Origin of the sequence: Niveispirillum sp. SYP-B3756, from assembly GCF_009495745.1 — a bacterium.
In the GTDB taxonomy this organism is placed as follows: domain Bacteria; phylum Pseudomonadota; class Alphaproteobacteria; order Azospirillales; family Azospirillaceae; genus Niveispirillum.
On the sequence record NZ_WIDQ01000013.1, the window covers coordinates 79948 to 103778 of the forward strand.

The 23831-nt window shown below is 64.8% G+C and carries 27 protein-coding genes; 11 read left to right on the forward strand and 16 right to left on the reverse strand.

Going from position 1 to position 23831, the window contains the following annotated elements; all coding sequences use genetic code 11:
• Nucleotide 1: 1 nt before the first annotated feature.
• From GE253_RS19795 to GE253_RS19840, 10 genes are all read right to left on the reverse strand, one after another.
• Nucleotides 2-730, reverse strand: a complete 729-nt coding sequence (locus GE253_RS19795; protein WP_153205875.1) for an SDR family NAD(P)-dependent oxidoreductase — start codon at nucleotides 728-730, stop codon at nucleotides 2-4.
• Nucleotides 727-1866 carry an AMP-binding protein gene (locus GE253_RS19800; RefSeq protein WP_153205876.1) on the reverse strand — a complete coding sequence of 380 codons (1140 nt, stop codon included), beginning with the start codon at nucleotides 1864-1866 and terminating at the stop codon, nucleotides 727-729. Before GE253_RS19800 ends, GE253_RS19795 begins: the two co-directional genes overlap by 4 nt.
• 3 nt (nucleotides 1867-1869) lie before the next feature.
• Complete coding sequence (locus GE253_RS19805) at nucleotides 1870-2058, reverse strand: hypothetical protein (protein WP_153205877.1); 189 nt, start codon at nucleotides 2056-2058, stop codon at nucleotides 1870-1872.
• The gene (locus GE253_RS19810; protein WP_153205878.1) at nucleotides 2051-2305 is read right to left on the reverse strand and encodes an acyl carrier protein; all 255 of its coding nucleotides are present in this window, start codon (nucleotides 2303-2305) and stop codon (nucleotides 2051-2053) included. Before GE253_RS19810 ends, GE253_RS19805 begins: the two co-directional genes overlap by 8 nt.
• The gene (locus GE253_RS19815) at nucleotides 2302-3147 is read right to left on the reverse strand and encodes an alpha/beta fold hydrolase (RefSeq protein WP_173012747.1); all 846 of its coding nucleotides are present in this window, start codon (nucleotides 3145-3147) and stop codon (nucleotides 2302-2304) included. Before GE253_RS19815 ends, GE253_RS19810 begins: the two co-directional genes overlap by 4 nt.
• Nucleotides 3137-3364 carry an acyl carrier protein gene (locus GE253_RS19820; RefSeq protein ID WP_247878763.1) on the reverse strand — a complete coding sequence of 76 codons (228 nt, stop codon included), beginning with the start codon at nucleotides 3362-3364 and terminating at the stop codon, nucleotides 3137-3139. The genes GE253_RS19815 and GE253_RS19820 overlap by 11 nt, the downstream gene beginning before the upstream one ends.
• Nucleotides 3361-4125 carry a glycosyltransferase family protein gene (locus GE253_RS19825; RefSeq protein ID WP_153205880.1) on the reverse strand — a complete coding sequence of 255 codons (765 nt, stop codon included), beginning with the start codon at nucleotides 4123-4125 and terminating at the stop codon, nucleotides 3361-3363. The genes GE253_RS19820 and GE253_RS19825 overlap by 4 nt, the downstream gene beginning before the upstream one ends.
• Complete coding sequence (gene pseI, locus GE253_RS19830; RefSeq protein WP_153205881.1) at nucleotides 4125-5171, reverse strand: pseudaminic acid synthase; 1047 nt, start codon at nucleotides 5169-5171, stop codon at nucleotides 4125-4127. The genes GE253_RS19825 and pseI overlap by 1 nt, the downstream gene beginning before the upstream one ends.
• A 125-nt stretch (nucleotides 5172-5296) precedes the next feature.
• Nucleotides 5297-6118, reverse strand: coding sequence for a nickel/cobalt efflux transporter (locus tag GE253_RS19835; protein WP_153205882.1), 822 nt, complete (start codon nucleotides 6116-6118; stop codon nucleotides 5297-5299).
• 12 nt (nucleotides 6119-6130) lie between these two features.
• Nucleotides 6131-6397: a metal-sensing transcriptional repressor gene (locus tag GE253_RS19840; RefSeq protein WP_089289074.1), complete on the reverse strand. Its 267-nt coding sequence runs from the start codon at nucleotides 6395-6397 to the stop codon at nucleotides 6131-6133.
• Nucleotides 6398-6581: 184 nt separating this feature from the next.
• Here GE253_RS19840 and GE253_RS19845 point away from each other — a divergent pair, with 184 nt between their 5' ends.
• Nucleotides 6582-7595 (forward strand): zinc-binding alcohol dehydrogenase family protein, encoded by a 1014-nt coding sequence (locus GE253_RS19845; RefSeq protein WP_153205883.1) that lies wholly within the window; start codon nucleotides 6582-6584, stop codon nucleotides 7593-7595.
• A gap of 154 nt (nucleotides 7596-7749) precedes the next feature.
• Nucleotides 7750-8628: a LysR substrate-binding domain-containing protein gene (locus tag GE253_RS19850; protein WP_153205884.1), complete on the forward strand. Its 879-nt coding sequence runs from the start codon at nucleotides 7750-7752 to the stop codon at nucleotides 8626-8628.
• Nucleotides 8629-8794: 166 nt separating this feature from the next.
• Here the strand turns inward: GE253_RS19850 and GE253_RS19855 are convergent, their stop codons facing one another.
• On the reverse strand, nucleotides 8795-9634 hold the full coding sequence (locus tag GE253_RS19855) for a universal stress protein (protein ID WP_153205885.1): 840 nt from the start codon (nucleotides 9632-9634) through the stop codon (nucleotides 8795-8797).
• A gap of 344 nt (nucleotides 9635-9978) precedes the next feature.
• Here GE253_RS19855 and GE253_RS19860 point away from each other — a divergent pair, with 344 nt between their 5' ends.
• The 7 genes from GE253_RS19860 to GE253_RS19890 all read left to right on the forward strand — a co-directional run bounded on the left by GE253_RS19860 (nucleotide 9979) and on the right by GE253_RS19890 (nucleotide 15957).
• Nucleotides 9979-10311 carry an NHLP leader peptide family RiPP precursor gene (locus GE253_RS19860; RefSeq protein WP_089289078.1) on the forward strand — a complete coding sequence of 111 codons (333 nt, stop codon included), beginning with the start codon at nucleotides 9979-9981 and terminating at the stop codon, nucleotides 10309-10311.
• Between the two features lie 257 nt (nucleotides 10312-10568).
• Nucleotides 10569-10916, forward strand: a complete 348-nt coding sequence (locus GE253_RS19865) for an NHLP leader peptide family natural product precursor (protein ID WP_153205886.1) — start codon at nucleotides 10569-10571, stop codon at nucleotides 10914-10916.
• Between the two features lie 253 nt (nucleotides 10917-11169).
• Nucleotides 11170-12726, forward strand: a complete 1557-nt coding sequence (gene ccoG / locus GE253_RS19870) for a cytochrome c oxidase accessory protein CcoG (protein ID WP_153205887.1) — start codon at nucleotides 11170-11172, stop codon at nucleotides 12724-12726.
• Nucleotides 12680-13207, forward strand: a complete 528-nt coding sequence (locus tag GE253_RS19875; RefSeq protein ID WP_247878764.1) for a FixH family protein — start codon at nucleotides 12680-12682, stop codon at nucleotides 13205-13207. Before ccoG ends, GE253_RS19875 begins: the two co-directional genes overlap by 47 nt.
• Nucleotides 13204-15591, forward strand: coding sequence for a heavy metal translocating P-type ATPase (locus GE253_RS19880; RefSeq protein ID WP_348770906.1), 2388 nt, complete (start codon nucleotides 13204-13206; stop codon nucleotides 15589-15591). The genes GE253_RS19875 and GE253_RS19880 overlap by 4 nt, the downstream gene beginning before the upstream one ends.
• A complete protein-coding gene (ccoS, locus tag GE253_RS19885; RefSeq protein WP_153205888.1) occupies nucleotides 15588-15776 on the forward strand; it encodes a cbb3-type cytochrome oxidase assembly protein CcoS in 189 nt (62 codons plus the stop codon). Before GE253_RS19880 ends, ccoS begins: the two co-directional genes overlap by 4 nt.
• A 1-nt stretch (nucleotide 15777) precedes the next feature.
• Nucleotides 15778-15957: a hypothetical protein gene (locus GE253_RS19890; protein ID WP_153205889.1), complete on the forward strand. Its 180-nt coding sequence runs from the start codon at nucleotides 15778-15780 to the stop codon at nucleotides 15955-15957.
• Between the two features lie 54 nt (nucleotides 15958-16011).
• Here the strand turns inward: GE253_RS19890 and GE253_RS19895 are convergent, their stop codons facing one another.
• Together GE253_RS19895 and GE253_RS19900 are read right to left on the reverse strand one after the other, a co-directional pair.
• Entirely contained in the window at nucleotides 16012-17196 is a 1185-nt protein-coding gene (locus tag GE253_RS19895; RefSeq protein ID WP_153205890.1) for a hypothetical protein, read from the reverse strand.
• 275 nt (nucleotides 17197-17471) lie between these two features.
• Nucleotides 17472-18083: an FMN-dependent NADH-azoreductase gene (locus tag GE253_RS19900; protein WP_153205891.1), complete on the reverse strand. Its 612-nt coding sequence runs from the start codon at nucleotides 18081-18083 to the stop codon at nucleotides 17472-17474.
• Nucleotides 18084-18207: 124 nt separating this feature from the next.
• Between GE253_RS19900 and GE253_RS19905 the strand changes: the two genes are divergently transcribed.
• The gene (locus GE253_RS19905; protein WP_211101526.1) at nucleotides 18208-18624 is read left to right on the forward strand and encodes a helix-turn-helix domain-containing protein; all 417 of its coding nucleotides are present in this window, start codon (nucleotides 18208-18210) and stop codon (nucleotides 18622-18624) included.
• Here GE253_RS19905 and GE253_RS19910 read toward each other — a convergent pair.
• The 3 genes from GE253_RS19910 to GE253_RS19920 all read right to left on the reverse strand — a co-directional run bounded on the left by GE253_RS19910 (nucleotide 18552) and on the right by GE253_RS19920 (nucleotide 21800).
• Nucleotides 18552-19691, reverse strand: coding sequence for a M20 aminoacylase family protein (locus tag GE253_RS19910; RefSeq protein WP_153205893.1), 1140 nt, complete (start codon nucleotides 19689-19691; stop codon nucleotides 18552-18554). The genes GE253_RS19905 and GE253_RS19910 overlap by 73 nt on opposite strands.
• A gap of 161 nt (nucleotides 19692-19852) precedes the next feature.
• Nucleotides 19853-20350 carry an Lrp/AsnC family transcriptional regulator gene (locus tag GE253_RS19915; protein ID WP_089289087.1) on the reverse strand — a complete coding sequence of 166 codons (498 nt, stop codon included), beginning with the start codon at nucleotides 20348-20350 and terminating at the stop codon, nucleotides 19853-19855.
• Between the two features lie 64 nt (nucleotides 20351-20414).
• The gene (locus tag GE253_RS19920) at nucleotides 20415-21800 is read right to left on the reverse strand and encodes an aspartate aminotransferase family protein (protein ID WP_153205894.1); all 1386 of its coding nucleotides are present in this window, start codon (nucleotides 21798-21800) and stop codon (nucleotides 20415-20417) included.
• A gap of 566 nt (nucleotides 21801-22366) precedes the next feature.
• Here GE253_RS19920 and ccoN point away from each other — a divergent pair.
• Nucleotides 22367-23827 (forward strand): cytochrome-c oxidase, cbb3-type subunit I, encoded by a 1461-nt coding sequence (gene ccoN / locus GE253_RS19925; RefSeq protein WP_153205895.1) that lies wholly within the window; start codon nucleotides 22367-22369, stop codon nucleotides 23825-23827.
• Nucleotides 23828-23831 lie beyond the last annotated feature (4 nt).

The following is a 23831-nucleotide window of genomic DNA, read 5'->3' on the forward strand; positions in this document are numbered from 1 at the left end:
TTCAGCAACCGATCCCGCCATCAATGGTCAGCGTCTGGCCGGTGATGAAACCGGCCGCATCGCCCAGCAGGAACAGGATCAGCGGTACCACATCCGCCGCCGTGCCCAGCCTGCCCAGCGGGGTGCGGCGCACGATCTGGTCACGCTGCCCTGCCGACAGGGTACCCGACATTTCGGTGTCCAGATAGCCCGGTGCCACGCTGTTGACGGTGATCTGCCGCCGCCCCACCTCCCGCGCCAGGGCGCGGGTCAAGCCATCCAGCCCGGCCTTGGTGGCGGCATAGGCGGCCAGCCCGGTATAGCCGCGCTGGCCGATGATGGAGGAGATATTAATGATCCGCCCACCCCCGGCCCGGCCCAGCATCTGGCGCAGCACCCCGCGCGCCATCTGGATGGAACCGGTCAGGTTGGTCTGGATCAGCCGATCCACCTCCACCAGCGGCAGGGTGGCCAGAATGCCATCGCGTGCGATGCCGGCATTGTTCACCAGCCCCCAGGGCACGCCCAATCGGGCAACGGCCGCCTGGATGAAGCTATCGGTGCTGTCACTGTCGCCAATATCGGCCTGTTGCCAGAACAGGTCTTCACCGGCCTGTTCCAGCAAGGCGGGCAGGGCATCGCCCTGGTTGCGGCTGCATGTGGAGACGCGATATCCTGCAGCCAGCAGCGCCGTCACGATGGCAAGGCCCAGCCCACGGCTGCCCCCGGTGACGATGACATGGCGCTTCATGCTTCCTCCGCGATGCGTCGCTTCTTGCCTGATGGCAACAAGGCAATGTGATCCACCCGCCGCAGCCGGCGGGGGCGGGCGGGTGGCGGCAGGTCGGCCAGGACGCCCGCCACCGCCGCCCGCCACTCTCCTGCCGCCAGTTCTGGTGATAATAGCAGATCGGCAGCCAGCAATTGCCCGGTGATCGGGCTGGGGATGGCATAGACCACGGCATCACGCACACCGGGCAGGGCCAGCAGGCGGCCCTCCGCCAGTAACGGGTCTACCTTCGTGCCGCCGACATTGATGGCCAGGTCTGCCCGGCCCTGGAACAGCACCCGGTCCCCGACCTGCGCCACGCGGTCGCCAGTATCCACCCCGCCGACATGCAGGGTGCCATCCTGGATGGACAGGGGCGGGCTCTCCAACCACCGGGCGGGGAAGCCCGCCTTGCCATCGGCCACGCTGAACAGGCGGCCCTGTTCGGTGCTGGCATAGATATGCCGGATGCGCGCCTGCGGGAACTGGTTGGCCAGCGCATCCAGCAGCGGCTGGTCGGCGGCTTCCCCGCCCAGGGTGATGGCGGCCAGCGGCGGGCGCTGGCCGCTCAACAGCAGGCCGCGCCAGAAACTGGGGGTGGCGGACAGATGTGTCACCCCTTCCTGCACCGCCAGCCGCGCCAGGGTGGGCAGGTCCGCCCCGGTTGCGGCCACCAGCGTACCGCCGCCGGCCAGCACGGTCAGCAGCACCTGCAGCCCGGCAAAGCCACAGGCATCATAGGTCAACAACCAGCGCCCGCCGCCGCTGTCCCCCGCCTTGCCGATGCCGGCCAGCACCCCCGAAAGCGGCTTGGCAATCCGTTTGGGCGTGCCGGTGGTGCCAGAACTTTCCAGCAGCAGCACCGCACCGGTTTCGCCGGTGGTATCGGGTGCCGCCAGCCCACCGCGCAGCAGGGCCAGCGGACAGGCATTTTGCCAGGCGGCAATCAGGTGGGCCGCTACCGTGCCGATATCATGCCCTTCCACCGCCAGGGGCTTTCCGCCATCCGCTCGGATGGTCCCCGCCAGCGCCAGCAGGTCGGCACTGTCCAGCACCTGCCCATCCTGAATCAGGCGGGCATCGGGGTGCAGCCAGGGCAGGGCGGGGAGAGCGGCCATGTCCTATCCTTTCAGCGCGATCCAGCCCCAGATCACGCCGCCGATGATGCCGATGATGCCAATCACAATCACCAGACCCCAGAGGAATTGCTTGAACTCCCCCTGTTTCCGGGCACTGCGGGCCAGCAGCAGCAGATAAAGCAGGACGGCCCCGCCGACCATTTCACCCGGTCCGGGCATCCAGTCAGGCATCGGCGTAAAGCGCCGCCAGTTCGCCGGCCTTGCTGAACTGGCGGAACCCGCTGCGGAACGGGTCTTTGCCCGTTACCCCTTCCAGCGCCACGATCAGCGTGGCCAGATCCAGCGAATCAAAGGGCAGGGGGCCGTCCAGAAAGGCGGTGTCCGCCGTGATGGCCACCGCCGCTTCCCCCTTTTCCGTCAGGATGCGGTTGGTCTCCTGCGCGATCAGGGCCAGTAATTCCGCGTGACGCTCACTCATGCATGGAAACTCCGAACCAGTTCATTGACGCGGCTGGCCGCTTCCACATGCGGCATATGGCCAGCCCCTGGCAGCAGATACAGCGGGATGCGGGTGGGGATCAGCTCTGCCGCCGGCGGCGGCACGATACGGTCTTCCGCCCCCCAGATCAGTTGTAGGGCGACACCGGGCGGTGCCCAGTCGCGCGCCACCAGCTTTTCACCCAGATCGTCGCGGTTGGCGGCCAGAATGACCCCCACCGCCTGCCTTGCCGCCGCATCCGTCATGCGCAGGGCCAGCGCGCGGGCCAACGGCTCCACCAGCTGATCGGGCTGGGCGAACAGGGCGGCGGCCACGGCGCGGGCCTGTGCAATATCCGCCGCACCGGCCAGCCGGTCCAGGAAACCATAATCCAGATCGCTGCCCAGCCCGGCACAGGCCAGCAAGCTGGCGCGGCGCACCCGGCCGGGCCGGTGGGCCAGATCCAGCGCCACCCGCGCGCCCAGCGAATGACCTACCAGATCAACCCGGCCCAGGCAGCACTGATCCAGCAGATTTTCCACCCAATCCGCCAGATCGCGCACCCGCGCGCCCCCGACATCCAGCGTGGAGGCGCCGTGCCCTGGCAAATCCAGCGCCAGTACCTTGCGTTCGCCCCCGGCGAAGGCGGTGACATTGAACTGCCAGGTCAGCGCGTCACCGCCCAACCCATGCAGCAGCACCAGCGGCACGCCGCCCCCCTGTTCGGTTTCCAGCCAGGAGGCGGGGCCGTCTTCCAGCATCACCTTATGCCGGCGCGGACGCATCCCGCCACGGCTGCGCCCGGTTTCACCGGGGGCGGGCAGGGGCGTATCAGGCGACACCGGCCAGCGCCAGCAGGTCGTTGATGGTCTTGGCCTTGGCCAGATCCTCGCCGGCCACCACCTTGTCGAAATGTTCATCGACGAGCGCGATGAAGCTGATCACGGCAAGGCTGTCCCAGCTATCCAGGCCCTCCAGCGCCTCTTCCCCAGTCAGGGTGCCGGGGTCCAGCTCCAGCATCTCGTCCAGGGCGTTCAGAAAATCGGCACGGTTCATCATTCTTCTCCTTCAGCGGGCAGGGTTTTCTGCACCACATCGCGGTTCAGCGCCACCCATTCCGGATGGGTCCGCATCAGCGCGTCGGCATCCTGCCAGCCGAAATCCGGGCGGGTGGCTGACAGCGTCTCCAGCAAGCGGCATACCAGGGCATAGTCGCTGGCGGTGTCCACACACCAGCGCCATGGCGTCCGCCCGTCGCCCACACTATCGGGGCGGGTCAACAGGCCCAGGCGGAAGCGTTCGGGCCGGCGCCAGAGGAAGGGCATGACATGTTCGCGCTCGACATCGGCCCTGGCCTCTTTCCAGGCGGTTTCCAGCACATCCAGGTGGGTGATTTCCGCATCCAGCCCGCGTGGAAAGCGGGACACATCAATGCCGGCATAATCCAGCGGCTGGCCCTGAAAATAATCGACCAGATCATCCACCAGCGCCGGGTCGATCAGCGGACAGTCGGCGGTGAAGCGCAGCACGATATCCGCCCCCCCGGCAAGGGCTGCCCGGTAGAAACGATCCAGCACATCGGTTTCGCTGCCCCGGAAGACTGGCACGCCCAGCCCGGTGGCATGGTCGGCCAGGGCATCATCGCCGGGCAGGTCGCTGGTGGCCACCATCAGCGCATCCAGCCGCCGGCAGCGCTGCAGCCGCGCCACCTGCCAAGCCAGCAGGGAGCGGCCGGCGGCCGGCAGCAGCACCTTGCCCGGCAGCCGGCTGGAGCCCAGCCGCGCCTGGCTGATGCCGACGATGCGGGGCCGGGCCGCCATCAGCCCTTCGGCCCCAGCATGGCCCAGTCCAACGGTTCACCGCGTGTCAGGTTGCGCGCTGCAACGCGGCCCAGCACATCGGGCAGGTGCTTGGGCGGCAGGCCCAGACCGGGGCGGATGGAACGCACATTGGCCCCCGTCAGCATCTCCCCCGCTGCGATATCGGCGGTGATGTAGAGGGAGCGGCGGAAGCTGCGCCCCCCCGCCTCGCTGGGTTTCAGGGCATAGGAGATGCTGCCCAGGGCGGCGTGGGCGGCGGCGCAGGCATCGGCCATGGCGCGAAATTCCGCCGGTTCCAGGGAGAAAGCGGCATCCGGCCCGCCATCGGTGCGGGCCAGCGTGAAATGTTTCTCGATCACCACTGCCCCCAGCGCCACGGCGGCCACCGGTACGGCGACACCCATGGTGTGGTCCGACAGGCCGGCGGCCACGTCGAAGGCCTGGGCCAGATGCGGGATGGTGCGCAGGTCGCAATCCTCCACCGGGGTGGGATAGCCGGAGACGCAGTGCAACAGACAGATATTATCGTTGCCGGCCACCCGCGCGGCGGCCACCGCCTCTGCCACCTCCCCCAGGGAGGCCATGCCGGTGGACATGATCAGCGGCTTGCCGGTGCGGGCGGCCTTTTCGATCAGGGGCAGGTCGACCAGTTCAAAACTGGCGATCTTGTAGGCGGGTGCACCCAGGCTTTCCAGCAGGTCAATGGCGGTGGGGTCAAACGGGCTGGAGAAGAGGGGGATGCCGATCTCGGCAGCATGGGCGAACAGGGCGGGGTGCCAATCCCACGGTGTATGGGCTTCCTGATACAGCTCATACAGCGTGCGCCCGGCCCATAACCCGCCTTCCAGCCGGAATTCCGGCCGGTCGACATCCAGCGTGATGGTGTCGGCGGTGTAGGTTTGCAGCTTCACCGCATCGGCACCCGCCGCCTTGGCGGCATCGATCATCCGCCGCGCGCGATCGATATCGCCATTATGGTTGCCCGACAGCTCCGCAATCAGGAACGGTTTCTGGCCTGGGGTAAAGCGGGCGGGAAATGCGGTCATGGGCGGATGTCCGACAGGGTTTGTTCTTTAATATCATCCGCATGGGGTCCGGTGGAAGGGAAAGGCCAGGAATAGACCGGATTTGTATTTTGGCCGTCTGCGCCGCCGCCATTGTTTTCGGTCAACTAAAGCGTTGGCAGGCTGTGCCAACCGCTCCAGCAGACATAAAGCCCGACCAGCAGGATCAGCCCGGCGGAGAAATAGGGGGCGCGGCGGGCCAGCGCGTTGAAGCCGGGCCAGCGGCTGGCGGCATGACGCACCGACAAAGCCGCCGCCACCCCCACCAGCACCAGGGTCAGCGCCAGCCCGATGCTGAAACACAGCACCAGCGCCACGCCCAGCGAGAATTCCTTCAATTGCAGGCAGAGCAGCAGCACCGTGATGGCGGCGGGGCAGGGGATAAGCCCGCCGGTCAGGCCGAACAGGATGATCTGCGATGTGGTCACCGCGCGCCCGGCGAAGCGCTGCTCAATCTCCATGGCGTGCTGGCGTTCATGGGCGCCCTGGGGCGCGTCTTCATCATGGTCATGATGGTGGTCATGCCCGTGATGATGCCCGCCATGATCGTGGTGGCCGTGATGATGGTGCTGTCCCTGCGGGTGCAGGTCGCGCCAGGTGCGCCACAGCATCCACAGCGCCACCAGCAGGATGATCACGCCGGAAGCGAGCTGGAACCAGCCCTCATTGGCCTCCACATCCATATTCTGGCCGAAATGCAGGCCGATCAGAGCCACACCCCACACTACCAGCGTATGCGAAAGGGTGGCCGACAGGCCCAGCAGCACCGCCTGGGTGACGGTGCCCCGCACCGCCACGATGAAGGCCGCCATCATGGTTTTGGAATGGCCCGGTTCCAGCCCGTGCAGCGCCCCCAGCAGGACGGCCGTGGGGGCGAACAGCCAGGCATGGGCCGTTCCTTCGCGCAACAGGTCGGCAAAGGGCGTCATGATGCGTAACCTTCAGAGATATTTGGTGATTTCGGCAATGCTGGCCATGCGCTCCCGCGCCTCCTTCGGCAGTGGGCCGGTCACTTCCTCCAGATGATGTTCGATATGGTGCAGCACCAGTTCGGTCTTGGCCTTGTCCAGCGCCTTCAGCACGGCCTGAAGCTGCTGGGCGATGGTCAGCGCGTCGCGCCCTTCCTCCAGCATCCGCAGGGTGGCGCCCAAATGCCCATGGGCACGGCGCAGGCGGTTCATGATTTCGGGGTCTTGTGCATGGCTCATGGGATGGAGCCTAGCACCCGCTGGGACAGTGGGCGAGTCCTATCCCCCTGGAGGGGATATGCAGTTGATAAACTGATGGATTCGATTTGAATTATGCGCTTTTCTTATTGCCGGTTCCGGCCCACCTTTGCCGTCATCCCCCTCACTGGCGGCGGCTGCCGCCCGATTGAAAGGTTCGCCTGTCATGAAAGCCGTTGGTTACCAGAAGGCCGGCCCCGTGGATGGCGCTGGCGCGCTGGCCGATATCGAATTGCCGGTGCCCACCCCTGGCCCGCATGATCTGCTGGTGCAGGTGGCGGCCGTCTCCGTCAACCCGGTCGATACCAAGGTGCGCCGCAACGCGGCGCCTGCGGAAGGCCAGCATAAGGTGCTGGGCTTTGATGCCGCCGGTACCGTCACCGCTGTCGGGTCGGCGGTGACCCTGTTCAAGCCCGGTGATGCGGTGTTCTATGCCGGCGATCTGACGCGGGCCGGCACCAATGCCGAATATCATCTGGTGGATGAACGCATCGTCGGGCCGAAGCCGGCCAGCCTGGATTTCCCGGCCGCTGCCGCCCTGCCGCTGACCGCCATCACCGCCTGGGAAATGCTGTTCCACCGGATGCGCGTGCCCTATGGCGTGAAGAACCAGACGGGCACGCTGCTGGTGATCGCCGGCGCTGGCGGTGTGGGGTCCATCCTGATCCAGCTGGCCCGCCGGCTGACCGGGCTGACGGTGATCGCCACCGCGTCGCGCCCGGAAACGGTGGCATGGGTGCAGAAGATGGGCGCCCACCATGTGATCGATCATCGCCAGCCGCTGGCGGAGGGCCTGCGCGCCATCGGCATCCAGGCGGTGGATTATGTCGCCGCCCTGTCCAACACCGACCAGCATATGCCCTCGATCGTGGAGATGATCGCCCCGCAGGGCCATTTGTCGGTGATCGACGATCCGGCGACGTTTGACGTGCTGCCCTTCAAGCGGCGCAGCGTGACGATTTCCTGGGAATTCATGTTCACCCGCTCAATGTTTGCCACGGCGGACATCATTGAACAGCACCGGCTGTTGGGCGAGGTGTCATCCCTGGTGGATGCGGGCCTGCTGCAAACCACGCTGACCGGGGTGGAAGGCACCATCAATGCCGCCAACCTGACGCGGCTGCACCAGTTGCTGGAAAGCGGCCGCTCCTTCGGCAAGAAGGTGCTGGCTGGGTTCTGAGGGGACGAAACAGTATCGGCCTTCTCCACCGTCACCCCGGCGAAGGCCGGGGTCCGGCATCGTAGAGCAAAGCGCCTGTGGCCCCTGGACCCCGGCCTTCGCTGGGGTGACGGTGGGTGCAGGTTTGAAACGTACCCACCACCGGAGCCCCCCGATGCGTCATCCTGATCTGGAAATCGACCTGTTGCGGGCCTTCGTGGCGGTGGTGGATGCGGGCAGCTTCACCGCCGCCGCCGATCTGGTGGGCCGGTCGCAATCCGCCGTCAGCCAGAAGGTGCTGCGGCTGGAGGAAATCCTGCAACTGCGTCTGTTCGACCGCACCAGCCGCAGCCTGCGCCTGACAGCCCAAGGGGAAAGGCTGCTGGCCTCGGCCCGGCAGATGCTGGAATTCAATGACCGGCTGGTGGCCGACCTGCGTTCCCCCCTGGCGTCGGGCACGTTGCGGCTGGGCATATCGGAAGATTTCATCCCCCAGCAATTGCCCCGCCTGCTGGCCCGGTTCAGCCGGCTGTACCCGGCGGTGCATCTGGAGCTGATGACCGGCCTGTCTTGTGCCCTGCTGGCGGCCTATGATGAGGGGCGGCTGGATGCGGTGATCGCCAAGAAGGATGGCACTGCCCAGCGGGGCCGGGTGATCTGGCGCGAACAACTGGTCTGGATGGCGGCAGCCGACCAGCCGTTGGACCTGTCCGGCCCCTTGCGGCTGGTGATGCTGCCGGCCCCCTGCACCTATCGGGAACTGATGGTGTCTGCCCTGGGGCGCAATGGCCGCAACTGGGTGGCCGCCTGCACCGCCAGCAGCCTGATGGGGGTGCAGGCCGCGGTGGCGGGCGGGCTGGGGGTGACGGTGCTGGGCCGCTGTTTCCTGCGCGATGGGTTGCGGATATTGCCCGAAGGGCCGGATTGGCCGGCGCTGCCCCAGACGGAAATCACCGTGGTGGGGGAGGACCGCGCCGGCGATCTGGTCCGCCCGCTGGTCGGCTTTCTCACCGAAAGCCTGGCCAGCGGTGCAGGGATGCCGGTGGCGGCCTGACCAACCTTATACCAATCCCCCTTGATCGTGACCGATCCAGGGGGATTTCGTGTTCCCTCATGCGCCGGGCGCTGCCTCTGGCAGCTTGGCTTACGCCGCACGTGCGGCGGGCCGGCAGTCGCCGGCCTCCAATCCGCCGAAAGGTCAACCTTTCGGCGGATTGGTATTACTGCGACAGCAGCAGCGGCAATTCCGCCTTGTCCAGCAGCTTGCGCGTGGCCCCGCCGAAGACGAATTCGCTGATCCGGGAGCGGCCAACCGCGCCCATCACCAGCATGTCGGCATGAAGTTCACGGCAGCGTTCCATCAGAATGGCCCCGGCATCATCGCCCGGCCGCTGGTCCAGCACGGCGCGCACGCCATAACGGGCCAGATGGGCGGTGATATCGGCCCCTGGCTCCTGACCATACAGCCGGCGCAGGCGGGCATCGGGGGCCACCACCACATGCACCTCCTCTGCCGCGATCAGGAAGGGCATAGCGGCGGCAATGGCGCGCGTCGCCTCCCGGCTGGCATTCCAGCCCACGACAATCGGGCCGCCGATGCGCGCCGCTGACCAGTGGGCAGGCAGGCAGAGGGTAGGACGCCCGGAAGCAAAGATGACGTCATTGGCCAGCCCCAACAGGCTGGGATTGGCGATATCAGGCTTCAGCGGTGGCCCGACGATGGCCAGCCCGGCATGGCGGGCGTGCAGCATCAACCCTTCGCCCGTTTCATCCTCTGCAACCCGCCATTCCGCCGTGAAGCTGCGGCGCTGGCACAGGGTTTCAAACCGGGCACGGTTGTCCAGCATCGCCGCCTGGGTGCGCAGACGATGCTGGTTCAACATTTCCGTCAGACCGACCCCGATGGCGAAGCCAGCATGGCGGTCCAGATGCAGCGGATTGATGACATAGGTGGCAATCAGATGTGCCTGCCAGCGCTTGGCCAGTGCAGCGGCGTAGTTCAACCTGCCGTCGCTTCCCTCGGTCTCTTCCAGAAAAACGACGATATCCTTGGGTTCCATGGCGTGTGTGCCCCTGACCGATCATGTGTCAACCGGAAGCATCATGCCGTCGGATGCAGGCGGTTTCCTTGATCTTGGTCAAAGGTTTCCCGGCAAGATCATCAAAATACGCCAAACAGGTAAAGCAGGATGATGATCGGGATGGGCACACCAACGGCCCAGAGCAGAATACCACGCATTGCACCCTCCATATTTTGTTTCCAAAGTGAGAACAGTGCGGAGGGCATACGGGTTCCCGCCCGCAAACCCTTTAGCGCCCGGCGCATAGAAGGGCGGGCACGCGCAAATAGGCCGGTCGCGGTAGGTTTTCGGCACACCATCACCACCCACCGGAGGACAACACGATGAGTGCCGAACCCTTCCCGATGCGCAAGGCGCGCGACCACGCCGTGGCATCCATTATCGAACGGGCCGAGGCCGACCCGGAATTCCGCGCCCTGCTGCTGGCCAATCCGCATGAAGGGGTGAAGCGCACCCTGGGCATCGACCCCATCCCCGGCTTCAAGATCAATGTGGTTGAGGAAAAGCCCGGTGAAGTGACCATCGTGCTGCCGGCCGCCCTGGAAGAAAGCGAATTGTCGGACGAGCTGCTGGACCTGGCCTCCGGCGGCACTTCCTTCAGCGCCTTCATCCTCTATGGCCCGCCGTACCCGGACAGGAAGCCGAAGAACCGCTGATCTGTTTTACATCATTCCATCTGCCCAATCAGTCGGGTAGAGACGTTGGTGGCCGCCGGGTACAATACCGGCGGCCATTTTTTGGTATTTTCATGAGTTGTTATTAAAATTATTTAAAATAGTGCACTAATTTTCGTTTAAATTTCCGTTTTACAGAGCTTTTTGAGTATTTTTCATAGAAATTTAGGCAATTTTCTTTCAGCGGTTGCCGATAATAATGCGGCCTATTTGTTACACTCTTTATCAAAGGTGCCAGGATGACCGCTGAAATTTCCCCCCTGAGCAAGGCCCGTGCGCATGTGACCGCCGGCCTTATTGAACGTGCCGAGACCGATCCGACCTTCCGTGCCCTGCTGCTGTTCAACCCGCATGAGGCGGTGAAGAGCCTGCTGGGGGGCGATCCGATCCCTGGTTACAAGATCACTGTGGTGGAAGATCAGCCGGGTGAAGTGACCATCGTGCTGCCCGCCGCCCTGGATGAAAATGAACTGTCCGACGAACTGCTGGATCTGGCGTCCGGGGGGATCAGCTTTAGCGCCTTCGTTGATTGGGAAACCTGGTACGGCACGAAGAACAGCAACCAGAAGTCCAATAAGGACCGTTGATCTGATCTTTGTTCCCGCACAGGGGGCATTGCATCAATCACACAGGCCGCCGTTCCCCATGGACGGCGGCCTATTGTCTTTCATCCGCTTGTCTGGATTGCCCCAGCGTCTTGCGACATGTTGGTTACCATATGATTGGCAGACCAGGATTTGATCTATCGCAAAGCGGGGGCGGGGCAGGGGGCATAGGGTGCCCTCACGGGTGGCTTGCCGCCCGAACTATTTTGATGCCCCAACCCCCGAGAGACCCCCCATGACCGGGCCGAACACATTGCTGGAAAAGGCTGCTGCCGCCGATGCGGCCCAGGCTTCTTTCGAGAATGGCAGCAAGGACAAGCCGGCCCCTGGCGGCCGCAAGCCGCGTCCGAAGGGCAATCCCAGCGATTCCAACTCGCTTTATGCCGACCATGTGAAGGTCTATCCCAAGGCGGTGAAGGGCAAGTATCGCACCATCAAATGGGCGGTGCTGATCTTCTGTCTGGCCTTCTATTATCTGGCGCCCTGGCTGCGCTGGGACCGGGGAGCAGAAGCGCCGAACCAGGCGCTGCTGATCGATATCGGGGCGCCGCGCGCCTATCTGTTCAATATCGAGATCTGGCCGCAGGAGGTCTATTTCATCACCGGCCTGCTGGTGCTGGGGGCCTTGGGCCTGTTTCTGGTCACCTCGCTGTTCGGCCGGCTCTGGTGCGGCTATACCTGCCCGCAGACGGTCTGGACCGACCTGTTCATGCTGGTGGAACGCTGGATCGAGGGTGATCGCGGCGCCCGGATGCGGTTGGACAAGGCGCCGCTGTCTTTCGAGAAGGTCTGGCGTAAAACGGTCAAGCACACTGTCTGGTTTGCCATTGCGCTGGCCACCGGTGGAGCCTGGGCGCTCTATTTCAACGATGCGCCGACCTTCCTGGTGGATTTCTTCACCGGTACCGCGACCTCCATGCAGTATTTCTTTGTCGGCCTGTTCACGGCGACCACCTACGTGCTGGCCGGCTGGGCGCGCGAACAGGTCTGCACCTATATGTGCCCCTGGCCGCGTTTCCAGGCCGCTATGCTGGACGATCAGTCCATGGTGGTGACCTATGAATCCTGGCGGGGGGAAAAGCGCGGGCCGCACAAGGCCGGTACCAGTTGGGAAGGCCGGGGCGATTGTATCGATTGCGGCCAGTGCGTCGCTGTCTGCCCCACCGGCATCGATATCCGCGACGGTATTCAGCTTGAATGTATCGGTTGCGGCCTGTGCATCGATAGCTGCAACGAGATCATGGCCAAGGTTGGCCGTCCGCAGGAACTGATCACCTTCGACACCGAGGCCCGCCAGCGCGCCCGTGCCCAGGGTGGCCGCGCCAAGTGGCAGATCATCCGCCCCCGCGTGCTGATCTATGCCGCCTTGTTGCTGATCGTCAGCGCCATCATGCTTGTGGCCCTGCTGACCCGCACTACGGTTCAGGTCAGTGTGCTGCGCGACCGGGCACCGCTGTTCGTTACCCTGTCCGATGGCGGCGTGCGCAATGGCTATACGCTGAAAATCCTCAATAAGCGGCGGGAGCCGGTGGATTTCCAGCTGTCGCTGGAGGATATGCCGCCCGGTGCCCTGCTGACCGTGCAGGATGTGGGGGAGGTGCGCGATGGCCAGCCGGTGGTGTTGCCCACCAAGGGCGACAAGGTGGCCACCTTCCGCGTCTTCGTCACCCTGCCGCCCGACCGCAAACGTGATGAGAAGACTGAGTTCGAATTCCTGCTGCACAATCCCGTCCGTGGCGAAGGCGATGAATATCACGCCGTCTTCGTCGGCCCCCACCCTGTCCGCCGGTGATGCCATGACCATGATTGAGACACCCCGCAAGAGCTTGTGGATTCCCTGGGTTTTCGTTGGTGCCATGCTGGTGGTCATCGCCGTCAATGGCGTGCTGGTGACCTATGCGCTGAAATCCTTCTCCGGTCTGGCGGTGGAAAAGCCCTATGAACGGGGCGTACAATATAATCATGTGCTGGCCGCGAAGGCCCACCAGGACGCGCTGGGCTGGAAGGTGGAAACCAAGGTCCAGGGCCGGATGCTGGAAATCCACCTGACCGGCCGTGACGGTCTGCCGATGGACCGGGCTACGGTGACGGGCGATCTGGAACGCCCGCTGGGCGGGCTGGCCCCGGTGGCCCTGTCCTTCACCGGTATCGGCAATGGCCGCTATGTCGCCAATCTGGATGCGGTGCCGCAGCATGGGCAGTGGGATGTCAATGCCACGCTGCTGAATGGCGGCGAACGCTATCTGTTGGTGGAAAGGGTGTTCGTCCCGTGACCGACCAAGCCGCCCTGCAGCCCCGGATGCCGGGTGAAACGGTGCTCTGTGCCCATTGTGGCCAGCCGGCCTTGCCGGGCAGCCGCTTTTGCTCCCCCGGCTGCGAGGGCGCGCATGGCCTGATCCATGATCTGGGCCTGGACGCCTATTACGCAAGGCGCGATGTGGCGGCCAAGCCGGTGGGCGACCTTTCAGAGGAAGCGCCGCTGGATCTGGCATCGGCCACGGAGACGCTGCCGGGGGGCGATTGCCAGATGCGGCTGGTGCTGGACGGGCTGACCTGCGGCGCCTGCGTCTGGCTGATTGAAAGCGTGCTGCGGCGGGAAGCAGAGGTTGTGTCCGCCCGCGTCAACCTGACCAGCAGCCGGCTGGCCCTGCGCTGGCATGGCGATGCCGGGCGGGCCGGCCGCTTTGTCGATATCCTGCGCCGGCTGGGCTATCGCCCCGCCGTGCCGGGGGCTGACGGGGCGGATGACCCGCAAAAGCGCGGCGAGCGGGAACTGGTGCGCGCCATGGCGCTGGCGGGCTTTTCCGCCATGAATATCATGCTGTTGTCAGTCTCCATCTGGTCCGGCCATGCCGGCAGCATGGGGGAGGCGACGCGCACCATGATGCATTGGCTCTCAGCATTGATCGCCATTCCCACGGTGGCCTATGCCGGGTGGCCCTTCTTCCGCTCGGCCATCGGGGCGCTGCGGGCGCGGCGGTCCAACATGGATGTGCCGATTTCCATCGGCGTCACCCTGGCCACTCTGACATCGCTGTGGGAAACGCTGCGCCATGGCCAGCACGCCTATTTCGATGGCGCGGTCATGCTGCTGTTCTTCCTGCTGATCGGCCGCTTTCTGGATGCGCGCGCCCGTGGCCGTGCTCGGTCGGCGGCCGAACATCTGCTGGCGCTGGGCCGCGCCCCGGTGATGATGCTGGGGCCGGATGGCAGCGCCGTGCCGACGCCGCCGGCCCAGGTGCCAGTGGGGGCCATAGTGCTGGTGGCGGTGGGTGAAAGGATCGGTGTGGATGGCGCCATCGCCGCCGGCACATCGGATATCGACACCTCTGTCGTTACCGGCGAAAGCAATCCCCAGCCGGCCGGCGTGGGGGACAAGGTATTTGCCGGCATGGTGAACCTGTCGGCCCCGCTGCGCGTCACCGTGACGGCGCGCGGGGAAGATACGCTGCTGGCGGAAATCGTCCGGCTGATGGAATCGGCCGAACAGGGGCGGGCCCGTTTCGTCGCCCTGGCCGAGCGGGTGGCCCGCAATTACACGCCCGTGGTGCATACCGCCGCCATCGCCACTTTCCTGGCCTGGACGCTGGGTGTGGGGCTGGCCTGGCAGCCGGCCTTGTTCATCGCCGTGTCCGTGCTGATCATCACCTGCCCCTGCGCCCTGGCGCTGGCCGTGCCGGCGGTGCAGGTGGTGGCCACGGGCCGGCTGATGCGCCAGGGCGTGCTGCTGAAATCCCCCACCGCGCTGGAACGGCTGGCCAAGGTCGATCTGGTGGTGTTCGACAAGACCGGCACCTTGACCCTGGGTCGCCCGGAATTGCTGGCCGATCCGGCGCGCAGTGCTGCCGATCTGGAACTGGCGGCCAGTCTGGCCCGGTTCAGCCGGCACCCGCTGTCGCGCGCCATCGCCCGGGCCGCCGGGCCGGGGCCGGTGGCGCATGATGTGCGCGAAGTGCCGGGCGCCGGGCTGGAATGGGATGGGCCGAACGGTACCGTTCGGCTGGGCCGTCGCGGCTTTGTTGGCCCGGTGCCGGCCCCCTTGGTGGAAAATGCCGCCGGGCCGGAGCTGTGGCTAGCCCAGCCGGGCCGCGCGCCGCTGCGCTTCAGCTTTATCGACGCGCCGCGCCCGGATGCGGCGGCCACCGTGGCCACCCTGCGCCAGCGCGGCTATGGCGTGGCGCTGTTGTCCGGCGACCGGGAAGGGGCGGTGGCGGCCCTTGCCGATCAGTTGGGCATCCAGGACTGGCGCGCTGGGGTGGACCCGGCCGGCAAAGCCGCTGCCCTGGCTGCCATGCGGGCAGAGGGGCGGCGGGTGCTGATGGTGGGGGATGGCTTGAACGATGCCGCCGCCCTGGCCTCGGCCGATGTCTCCGTCTCCCCCAGCACGGCGGTGGATGTGGCGCAGACGGCGGCGGACAGCATTTTCCAGGGCGATCATCTGGCCCCGGTGGCCGAATTGCTGTGGGTCGCCAAACGGTCGGAACGGCTGGTGACGCAGAATCTGGCTTTTTCCCTGCTTTATAATCTTTGCGCAGTGCCCATTGCCATGCTGGGCCATGCCACGCCGCTGATCGCGGCTTTGGCCATGTCCTCTTCCTCGCTGGTGGTGCTGGTCAATGCGCTGCGCCTTTCCCGCGCTAAACGGAGCCTGCCATGACGGCCCTGTTATTCCTCATCCCCCTTGCACTGCTGCTGGGTCTGGCCGGGTTGGCCGGCTTCATGTGGTCGGTGCGCAGTGGCCAGTTCGACGATCTGGACGGTGCGGCCGTCCGCGTCCTTTACGACGACGGCAAACCCTTGCCGGCCGTCCCTGATCAAACCGCCCCATCCAAGGAGAAGTGACATGGGCAAGTGGATTTTCGGTATTTTCGCGGTGCTGCTGGCCCTGCTGGGCATGATCCTGGCCGCGAATGCCCATGATACCGGCATGTTTGTCGGCGGCATGTTGTTCACCCTGTTCGGCGTGGGGGTGAATTTCTGGCTGATCGGCTATGACGAGGATACCAGCAGCGAAGTGGGGTGAGGCAACGCCCTTCCCCATGAAAAAGGCCACCGGTACCCACGCCGGTGGCCTTTTTCATGGGGCGGTCGCTTCCCGCCGGTGGCGGGCGCGGCGGCGGGCATCTTCCTGCTGGCGGGCCATGCGCTGCACAGCCACCCCCTGGAAATGGCTGATGCCGGCTTGCCGGCCGGCCGACACGGCGTCCGTCCGGGTGCAGCGGGTCAGGATGCAGCGGCTGGGGTCAATACCCGTCAGCCAGCCCATGGCATCCACCACATTGATGAAATGGCCCTGCCCATCGTGCCAGGGGATACGGTACCAGTCGACCGGCGGCAGGGCGCGGTCTTCCGGCGGGGTGGCCGGCACATGGTCCAGGGCGATGGCGATATCCTCCCGCTTGGCGGTCTGCAGCGCCTCATTGAAGGCGCGTCGCGCCGCTTCCCATTCCAGGAAGGGCAGTTCCACCACCAACTGCCCGTGCAGCCGGGCTGGAAAGCGGGCGACGATGCCACGGAATTCCTCGCTGGTCACCGTGGCGGCGTGCAGTTTTACGGCGATGGGCAGGCTGTGCGCCTGCTGGTCGCGCAGCAGGTGATAGAGCATCCGGCTGTCCAGCACATCTGTCACCTTGTCGAACAGCCAGGGGTTCTGGCGCAGGCTGGTGGAAAACAGCCGGTCCAGAACCTCCAGCGCCACGGTGCGCTCCGCCATGACGGGCACCAGCCTTCCATTCGGCTCCATCCGGTAGACAAACTGCTCCCGCAGCAGGGAGGAAATATCCACCGCGTGCAGCGCCCGCTCCAACATCATGAACTGGTCAAGCTGTTCTCCGTCCGGCGGGGCATGGGGGAACAGGTTGCGCCCGGCCTCTGCCGCCAGGGTCTGCACGGCAACCTGAAAGGCTTCCGCCTCTCGGGACAGGTTGAACCAGCGGGCCCCGATGTTGCCGGCATGTTTCTCGCCCAGTACCTGCGCCACCCGGCCCAGCCGGGTGCGCCGGTCGGCCAGTTGCGCCTCCGGGATGATCAGCACGATACGGTCGTGGGGAAGCTGGAAAAGCTGAATGGAAGGGCCGCTGCCGGGTTGCGGCTTTTCCAGCGGCTCGCCCTCACCGGCCAGCCAGCGCACCAGGGAGCGTTTAAACACCGGCTCCTCGATATGCAGCACGCGTGACAGGTCCAGCAGCAGCCCATATTCGGGTGGCCGGTCACGCAGATAGCGCGCCGCCAGTGTGATCAACCGGGATTCATCATTGGCCATATGCCAACCATCCCCCCCACCAGGCCTTCATATGCTCCCCCTTTTTTCGGTAGTTTAAGGGGGATTACCGGTGCTGGGAAGGGCAGGACAGAGGCCCCGCATTTTCATGGTGCTTATACCAAGTTGCGATGAGGTGAACTCATCGCAACTTGGTACGGCGGCGACTGCCGCCGCGCGGCCCGTGCCGCGTGAAGCCAGGCCAACGGATGCGCCCGCCCGGCGCCCGAGGGCCATGATCAGAACCGATAGGTTCTGATCATGGCAAAAGAATATTATCAGGCGACCTTCAGGCTTTCGATCTGGGTCTTGGCACCGCTGACAGCGGCGGCCTTGGCCTCATCCCCCATGGCTACGCCCTCGGCGATGATGAATTCAACATTGGTGATGCCCAGGAAGCCGAAAATGGCCTTCAGATAGGTCTCACCATGTTCAAAATCGGCGGCGGGGCCGCTGGAATAGACACCGCCACGGGCCAGGGCGACGATCACGCGCTTGGCCCCGCACAGACCTTCCGGCCCATTGGCACCGTAGCGGAAGGTCTTGCCGGCCACGCAGATGCGGTCGATCCAGGCTTTCAGCTGGCTGGGGATGGTGAAATTGTAAAGACCGGCACCGATCACCAGCACGTCGGCGGCCAGGAATTCTTCCAGGATGCTGCCGCTCAGCGCCAGATCGGCCTGGGTGGCCGCATCGTTGCTGGCATCATAATTGCCCATGCCGGCGGCCAGCGTCAGCCCCGACAGGTGCGGCACCGGGGTGGCGGCCAGGTCACGGTAGCTGACATCCACGCCGTCGGCGGCGCTCAGCTTCTTGGTGATGTCGGCGCTCAGGTCACGGCTGACGGAATAGGGGCCGAGAACGCTGGAATCGAGGTGCAAAAGCTTCATGGTCTGGGCCTTCTTGCATGGTATAAAATGAATACCGGGACACATAAGGTAACTGCCGATGTCCGCGCAAGGAGGCACATGGATGGAACCCAGTAACAGTAATGTGACTGAACAACCTGGGGAAATGCACGGTGGCGATGATTTCCACGGCCGCTGCGCCATGGTCAACAGCGTGCTGACGCGCATCGGCGACAAGTGGAGCGTGCTGATTGTCGTGCTGCTGGCAGACGGGCCGTGCCGCTTCAACGAGTTGAAGCGGCGCATCGGCGGGATTTCCCAGCGGATGCTGACCCTGACCCTGCGGGGGCTGGAGCGTGATGGGCTGGTCAGCCGCACCATCTATCCCACCATCCCGCCGCGGGTGGATTATCAACTGACCGATCTGGGCCATTCGCTGCGCGAACCGGTGGAGGCGCTGAGCAAATGGGCCTTCAGCAATTCCGACCGGATTTTCCAGTCCCGCTCCGCCTATGACCGCGATTCTGCCAATGCGCAGAACAAGGAGACGCCGGTCGGGATGATGGCGTCGTTGAAATCATAGTGGGGATGGTGCAGCGGGGCCGACGCCCCGCCCTGACCCAGCCAGAGATAGGCGCCCTTGCAGGCCTGCAACATGAAGGCGAAATCTTCTGAGGTGAAGGCCGGCTCCGGCGCGCGCACGGAAGTGCAGACGCCGGCGGCAATGCGCAGCGCCTCTTCCGCCGCCTCGGCATCATTGATGGTGGCCGGGTAATAGCGGTCATAGGTGATGTCGGCTTCTGTCCCGCTGGCCAGGGCCACGCCGGCCGCCACCTGGCGCAGGGCGGCCTCAATCGTGTCCTGCACGGGGGGATCGAAACTGCGCACCGTACCGCCCAGCGTTACAGCCGCCGGCAGCACATTATGGGCGTGGCCGCCCTGGATACGCGTGACCGACAGCACGGCCGACGATGTGGGCGGGATGCGGCGGGAGATGATGCTGTTCAACTGGCCGACCAGATCGCTGGCCGCCAGCACGGCATCGGGGGTGACATGCGGCATGGCGGCGTGGCCGCCTTTGCCGCGCAGGGTGATTTCAAACTTGTCCGCCGCCGCCATGATCGGGCCGGGCCGGGTGGCCACGGTGCCGGCGGGCAGGTCCGGCCAGTTATGCAGGGCGAAGACCCGTTGGCTGGGGAAGCGCTGGAACAGCCCATCCTGCACCATGGCACGTGCCCCGCCCAAGCCTTCCTCGGCCGGCTGGAAGATGAAATGGATGGTGCCGTCAAACCGCCTGGTGCGGGCGAGGTGCCGGGCCGCCCCCAGCAGCATGGTGGAATGCCCGTCATGGCCGCAGCCATGGAACACGCCGGCATGGCAACTGGCATGGGGCAGGCCCGTCTGTTCCTGGATGGGCAGCGCATCCATATCGGCGCGCAGGGCAATGGCCCGACCCGACGATCCGGCCTTCAGCACCCCGACAATGCCGGTGCCGCCGATGCCTTCATGCACCTCCAGCCCCGCCTCGCGCAGGGCGGCGGCGATGCGGGCGGCGGTGCGATGTTCCTTGAACCCCAGTTCCGGATGCGCATGAAGGTCACGGCGGAAATCCACCAGGGACGGCAGAAGGTCAGCAATGCTGTCAGGCATGGGCAGGGGTCCGGTTGGGGGGCTGCATTCACTTACCTTGCCTTCCCCGCGAAAGCGGGGAGCCAGGGGCCGGGAGCACGGAGCTGTGGTTCCCCGTGGCTCCTGGATCCCCGCTTTCGCGGGGAAGGCAGGGGATTACGTTCTACTGAAAGCAATCCCCCTCACTCATGCCGATCGCCGAACAGGGTCTGGATCGGGTAATGGTGTTTGATGAAGGGGGATTTGATCACGACATAGCTGAAATATTTCTCGATGCCGAAATCGCCTTCCAGCATCCCTTCGATGATTGTCTGATAATGCGCCACGCCATGGGTGACGAATTTCAGCAGATAGTCATAGCCGCCGCTGACCAGATGGCATTCCACGATCTCATCGATCTTGCGGATTTTGGTCTCGAAGCGGGAGAAATCGCCGCTGCGATGTTCGGTCAGCGTCACCTGGGTGAAAACGGTGAGGAATTCACCCAGCTTGTTCAGGTTGATATGGGCGCCATAGCCGGTGATGTAGCCCGCCTTTTCCAGCCGCTTCACCCGCGTCAGGCACGGGCTGGGCGACAGGCCCACGGCATCGGCCAGTTCCACATTGGTGATGCGGCCGGCTTGCTGGAGTTGCGCCAGGATCTTCAGGTCGATCCGGTCTAGCTTCGGTCCCGGTAACATCTGCCGAACACCTATCTCGAATATGCCAGGGGCGCAGGGGAAGGCGGGGTGGGCGGTACTGGTCTCAGCGCATGGCGGCCCGGATGTCCGGCTCTTCCAGCAACTGGTCCAGCGTCTGCCGGATACGGTTGAAAATCAACGACATTTCATCGGGGTTGCAGCACAGCGCCGGGGCCAGCCCGATGATACCATCGGCAAAGGCGCGGAAGATCACGCCATTCGCATAGGCCTTGGCGAACAGCCGGTCGGGCAGCTTCAGGTCATTGTCAAACCGGGCCTTGTTTTCCTTGTCGGCGACCAGTTCGATGGCACCCAGCAGGCCCAGGCCGCGCGTATCACCCACCAGCGGATGATCGGCCAAGCTGGCCAGCCCGGCGGCGAAATCGGCCCCTACGGCCTGCCCATTGGCCAGGATGCCGCCCTCCGTATAAAGCCGCATCACCTCCAGCCCCACGGCGGCGCTGACCGGGTGGCCGGAATAGGTGAAGCCATGGCCGATGGGCAGGTCGGGGGCCGCCCCATCGGCGATGCCCTTGAATATCTGTTCGGACATCAGCACCGCCCCCATCGGGGCATAGCCGGCGGTCAGCCCCTTGGCCACGGTCATCAGGTCCGGCTGCACCCCTTCATGTTCGCAGGCGAACATGGGGCCGGTGCGGCCGAAACCGGTGATCACCTCGTCGGCGATGAACAGGATATCCAGTTCCCGGCAAGCCTCGCGCATGGCCTTCAGCCAGCCCTTGGGCGGCACCACCACCCCGCCAGAGCCCTGGATCGGCTCACAGAAGAAGGCGGCGACATTGTCCGCCCCCAGTTCGGCCACCTTGGCGCGCAACTGGGCCACCGACAGGTCGATCACCGCCTGGGCATTGCCGCCGACCGGGCTGCGATAGGGGTAGGGGGAGGGGATATGGTGCTGCCAAGGGCGTGGCACATCGAAGAAGCGATGGAAGTTACCCAGCGCCGTCAGCCCCGACCCGACGGTGGAGGAACCGTGATAGCCCCGCTCCAGCGCGATGAAGTGCTTCTTGGCCGGTTTGCCGATGGCGTTGAAATAATGGATGATGTAGCGCACGGCAGAATCCACCGCGTCCGACCCGCCCAGGGTGAAATAAACCCGCGTCAGATTGGCCGGGCTCAACTCCACCAGCTTTTCCGCCAGCTTCACCGCCGGCTCGCTGCCGAAATGGAAATAGCCGGTGGCATAGGGCAGGCGGCGCATCTGTTCGGCCGCCACTTCCACAATGCTGTCATGGCCATAGCCGACATTCACGCACCACAGGCCGGCAAAGGCATCGATCAGTTCCTTGCCATCCACGTCCGTCAGGAACATGCCCTTGCCGCTTTGCAGCAGGGTGGCCCCGCGCGCCTCGTGCCCGCGGAAGGAGGTGACCGGGTGGATCAGGTGGTCGCGGTCAATATCCAGAAGGGAACGGTTGCGCTTCAGCATTGGGGTCTGCCTTTGGGGGGGGGGATGAACCAAGCCAAAGCATAGGCCCGTCCCGCCGGGGTGTGTCGCCGATCTGGTCCCCGTAAAGCGGGTGGGGGCAGGGATTCGCCCCGGCGGGACGGCAGAATATGCTGCGGTTTGCTTTGGCTCCATTTTGTTGCGTTGCAATATGGACAAGCTGTCGCAGCGACATATCGAAGCAACCTATTTGATCGCTACCCCTTGCGTGCTGCGGCCCTTGGGATTCCGGCACCCTGGCATTCCCGCCATGCTGCAATGCGATGCTGCGACACTTGCGCCGTCGACAAAACGCCGCCCGCCATGGCAGAAGCGTCACCCCATGAATGGTTGCTTGTCTCACAAGCTGGCTGAATGCATGGCTCTGCCAAACATTCAGCCGTGTGAGTCACACCAACCGCAGCCCGCTGGCCTGTCATCCGCCCCTTAAAGGCGGGTGGCGGGCTGTCGTCTTTGTCGCGGGCCCCAGCCGGAGCCTTGCCGGGACGGGTGGGAAAAGCAGTTTGTCCGGCGAGTTTGTTCCAGCCCCTGAAAACGGGACCAGAAGCATGAGCACCGCATCCACCAGCCTGGCCCCGGCCGGGTCCATTCCCGGCCTGAATGAGGCGATTGTCCGCCGCTTCACGCTTGCCACCGTTATCTGGGCGCTGTTCGGCTTTGCCGCCGGCACCTGGGTGGCGACCCTGCTGGCCTTTCCGCACCTGAATATGGGGCTGGAAGGCAGTTTCGGCCGCCTGCGCCCGGTTCACACCACCGGCGTCATTCTGGGCTTCGGCGGCAATGCGCTGATCGCCACCTCGTTCTATGTTGTGCAGCGTACCTGCATGGTCGGGCTGTGGGGCGGCAAGCGTCTGGCCAACCTGTTCTTCTGGGGCTATCAGGCGTTCCTGGTCATCGCCATTTCCGGCTATGTGATGGGTATTACCCAGAGCAAGGAATATGCGGAACCGGAATGGTATGCCGACCTGCTGCTGCTGGTCGTCTGGGTGACGTACTTCGCCATCTTTGCCGGCACCATCGCCCGCCGGCGGGAACCGCATATCTATGTGGCCAACTGGTTCTATCTGGCCTTCATCATCACGGTGGCCGTGCTGCACATCGTCAATAACCTGGCGATGCCGGTGGCGATCACGGGCACCAAGAGCTATTCCGCCTTCTCCGGCGTGCAGGATGCGCTGATCCAGTGGTGGTACGGCCATAACATGGTCGGGTTCTTCCTGACCGCCGGCTTCATCGGCATCATGTATTATTTCGTGCCCAAGCAGGCGGAACGGCCCATCTATTCCTATCGCCTGTCCATCGTGCACTTCTGGGCGCTGATCTTCCTCTATATCTGGGCCGGTCCGCACCATCTGCACTTCACCTCCCTGCCGGACTGGACGCAGACGCTGGGCATGGCCTTCTCCATCATGCTGTGGATGCCATCCTGGGGTGGCATGATCAACGGCATCATGACCCTGTCGGGCGCCTGGGGTAAGCTGCGCACCGATCCGATCCTGCGCTTCCTGGTGGTGGCCGTGGCCTTCTATGGCATGGCCACGTTCGAAGGCCCGCTGATGGCGCTGAAGTCGGTCAATGCCCTGTCGCATTACACCGACTGGACCGTCGGCCATGTGCATTCCGGTGCCTTGGGCTGGGTGGCCTTCGTGGCGTTCGGCGCGCTCTATTACATGGTGCCGCGCCTGTGGCGCCGGCCGCTCTGGTCCATCCGTCTGGTCGAATGGCACTTCTGGATCGCCTCCATCGCCATCGTGCTCTACATCACCGCCATGTGGGTCAGCGGCATCACCCAGGGCCTGATGTGGCGCGCCTATGATGCCATGGGCTTCCTGCAGTACTCGTTCGCCGACAGCGTGGCGATGCTGCACCCCTATTACGTCATCCGTGCGCTGGGCGGGGTTCTCTACCTGACCGGCGGCATCCTGATGACCATCAACTTCGTCATGACCATCCGCCAGCCGGCCAGCCGCGAAGATAAAGCGGCTGTGTCCCCGGCCGTGACGGCCTGATCGG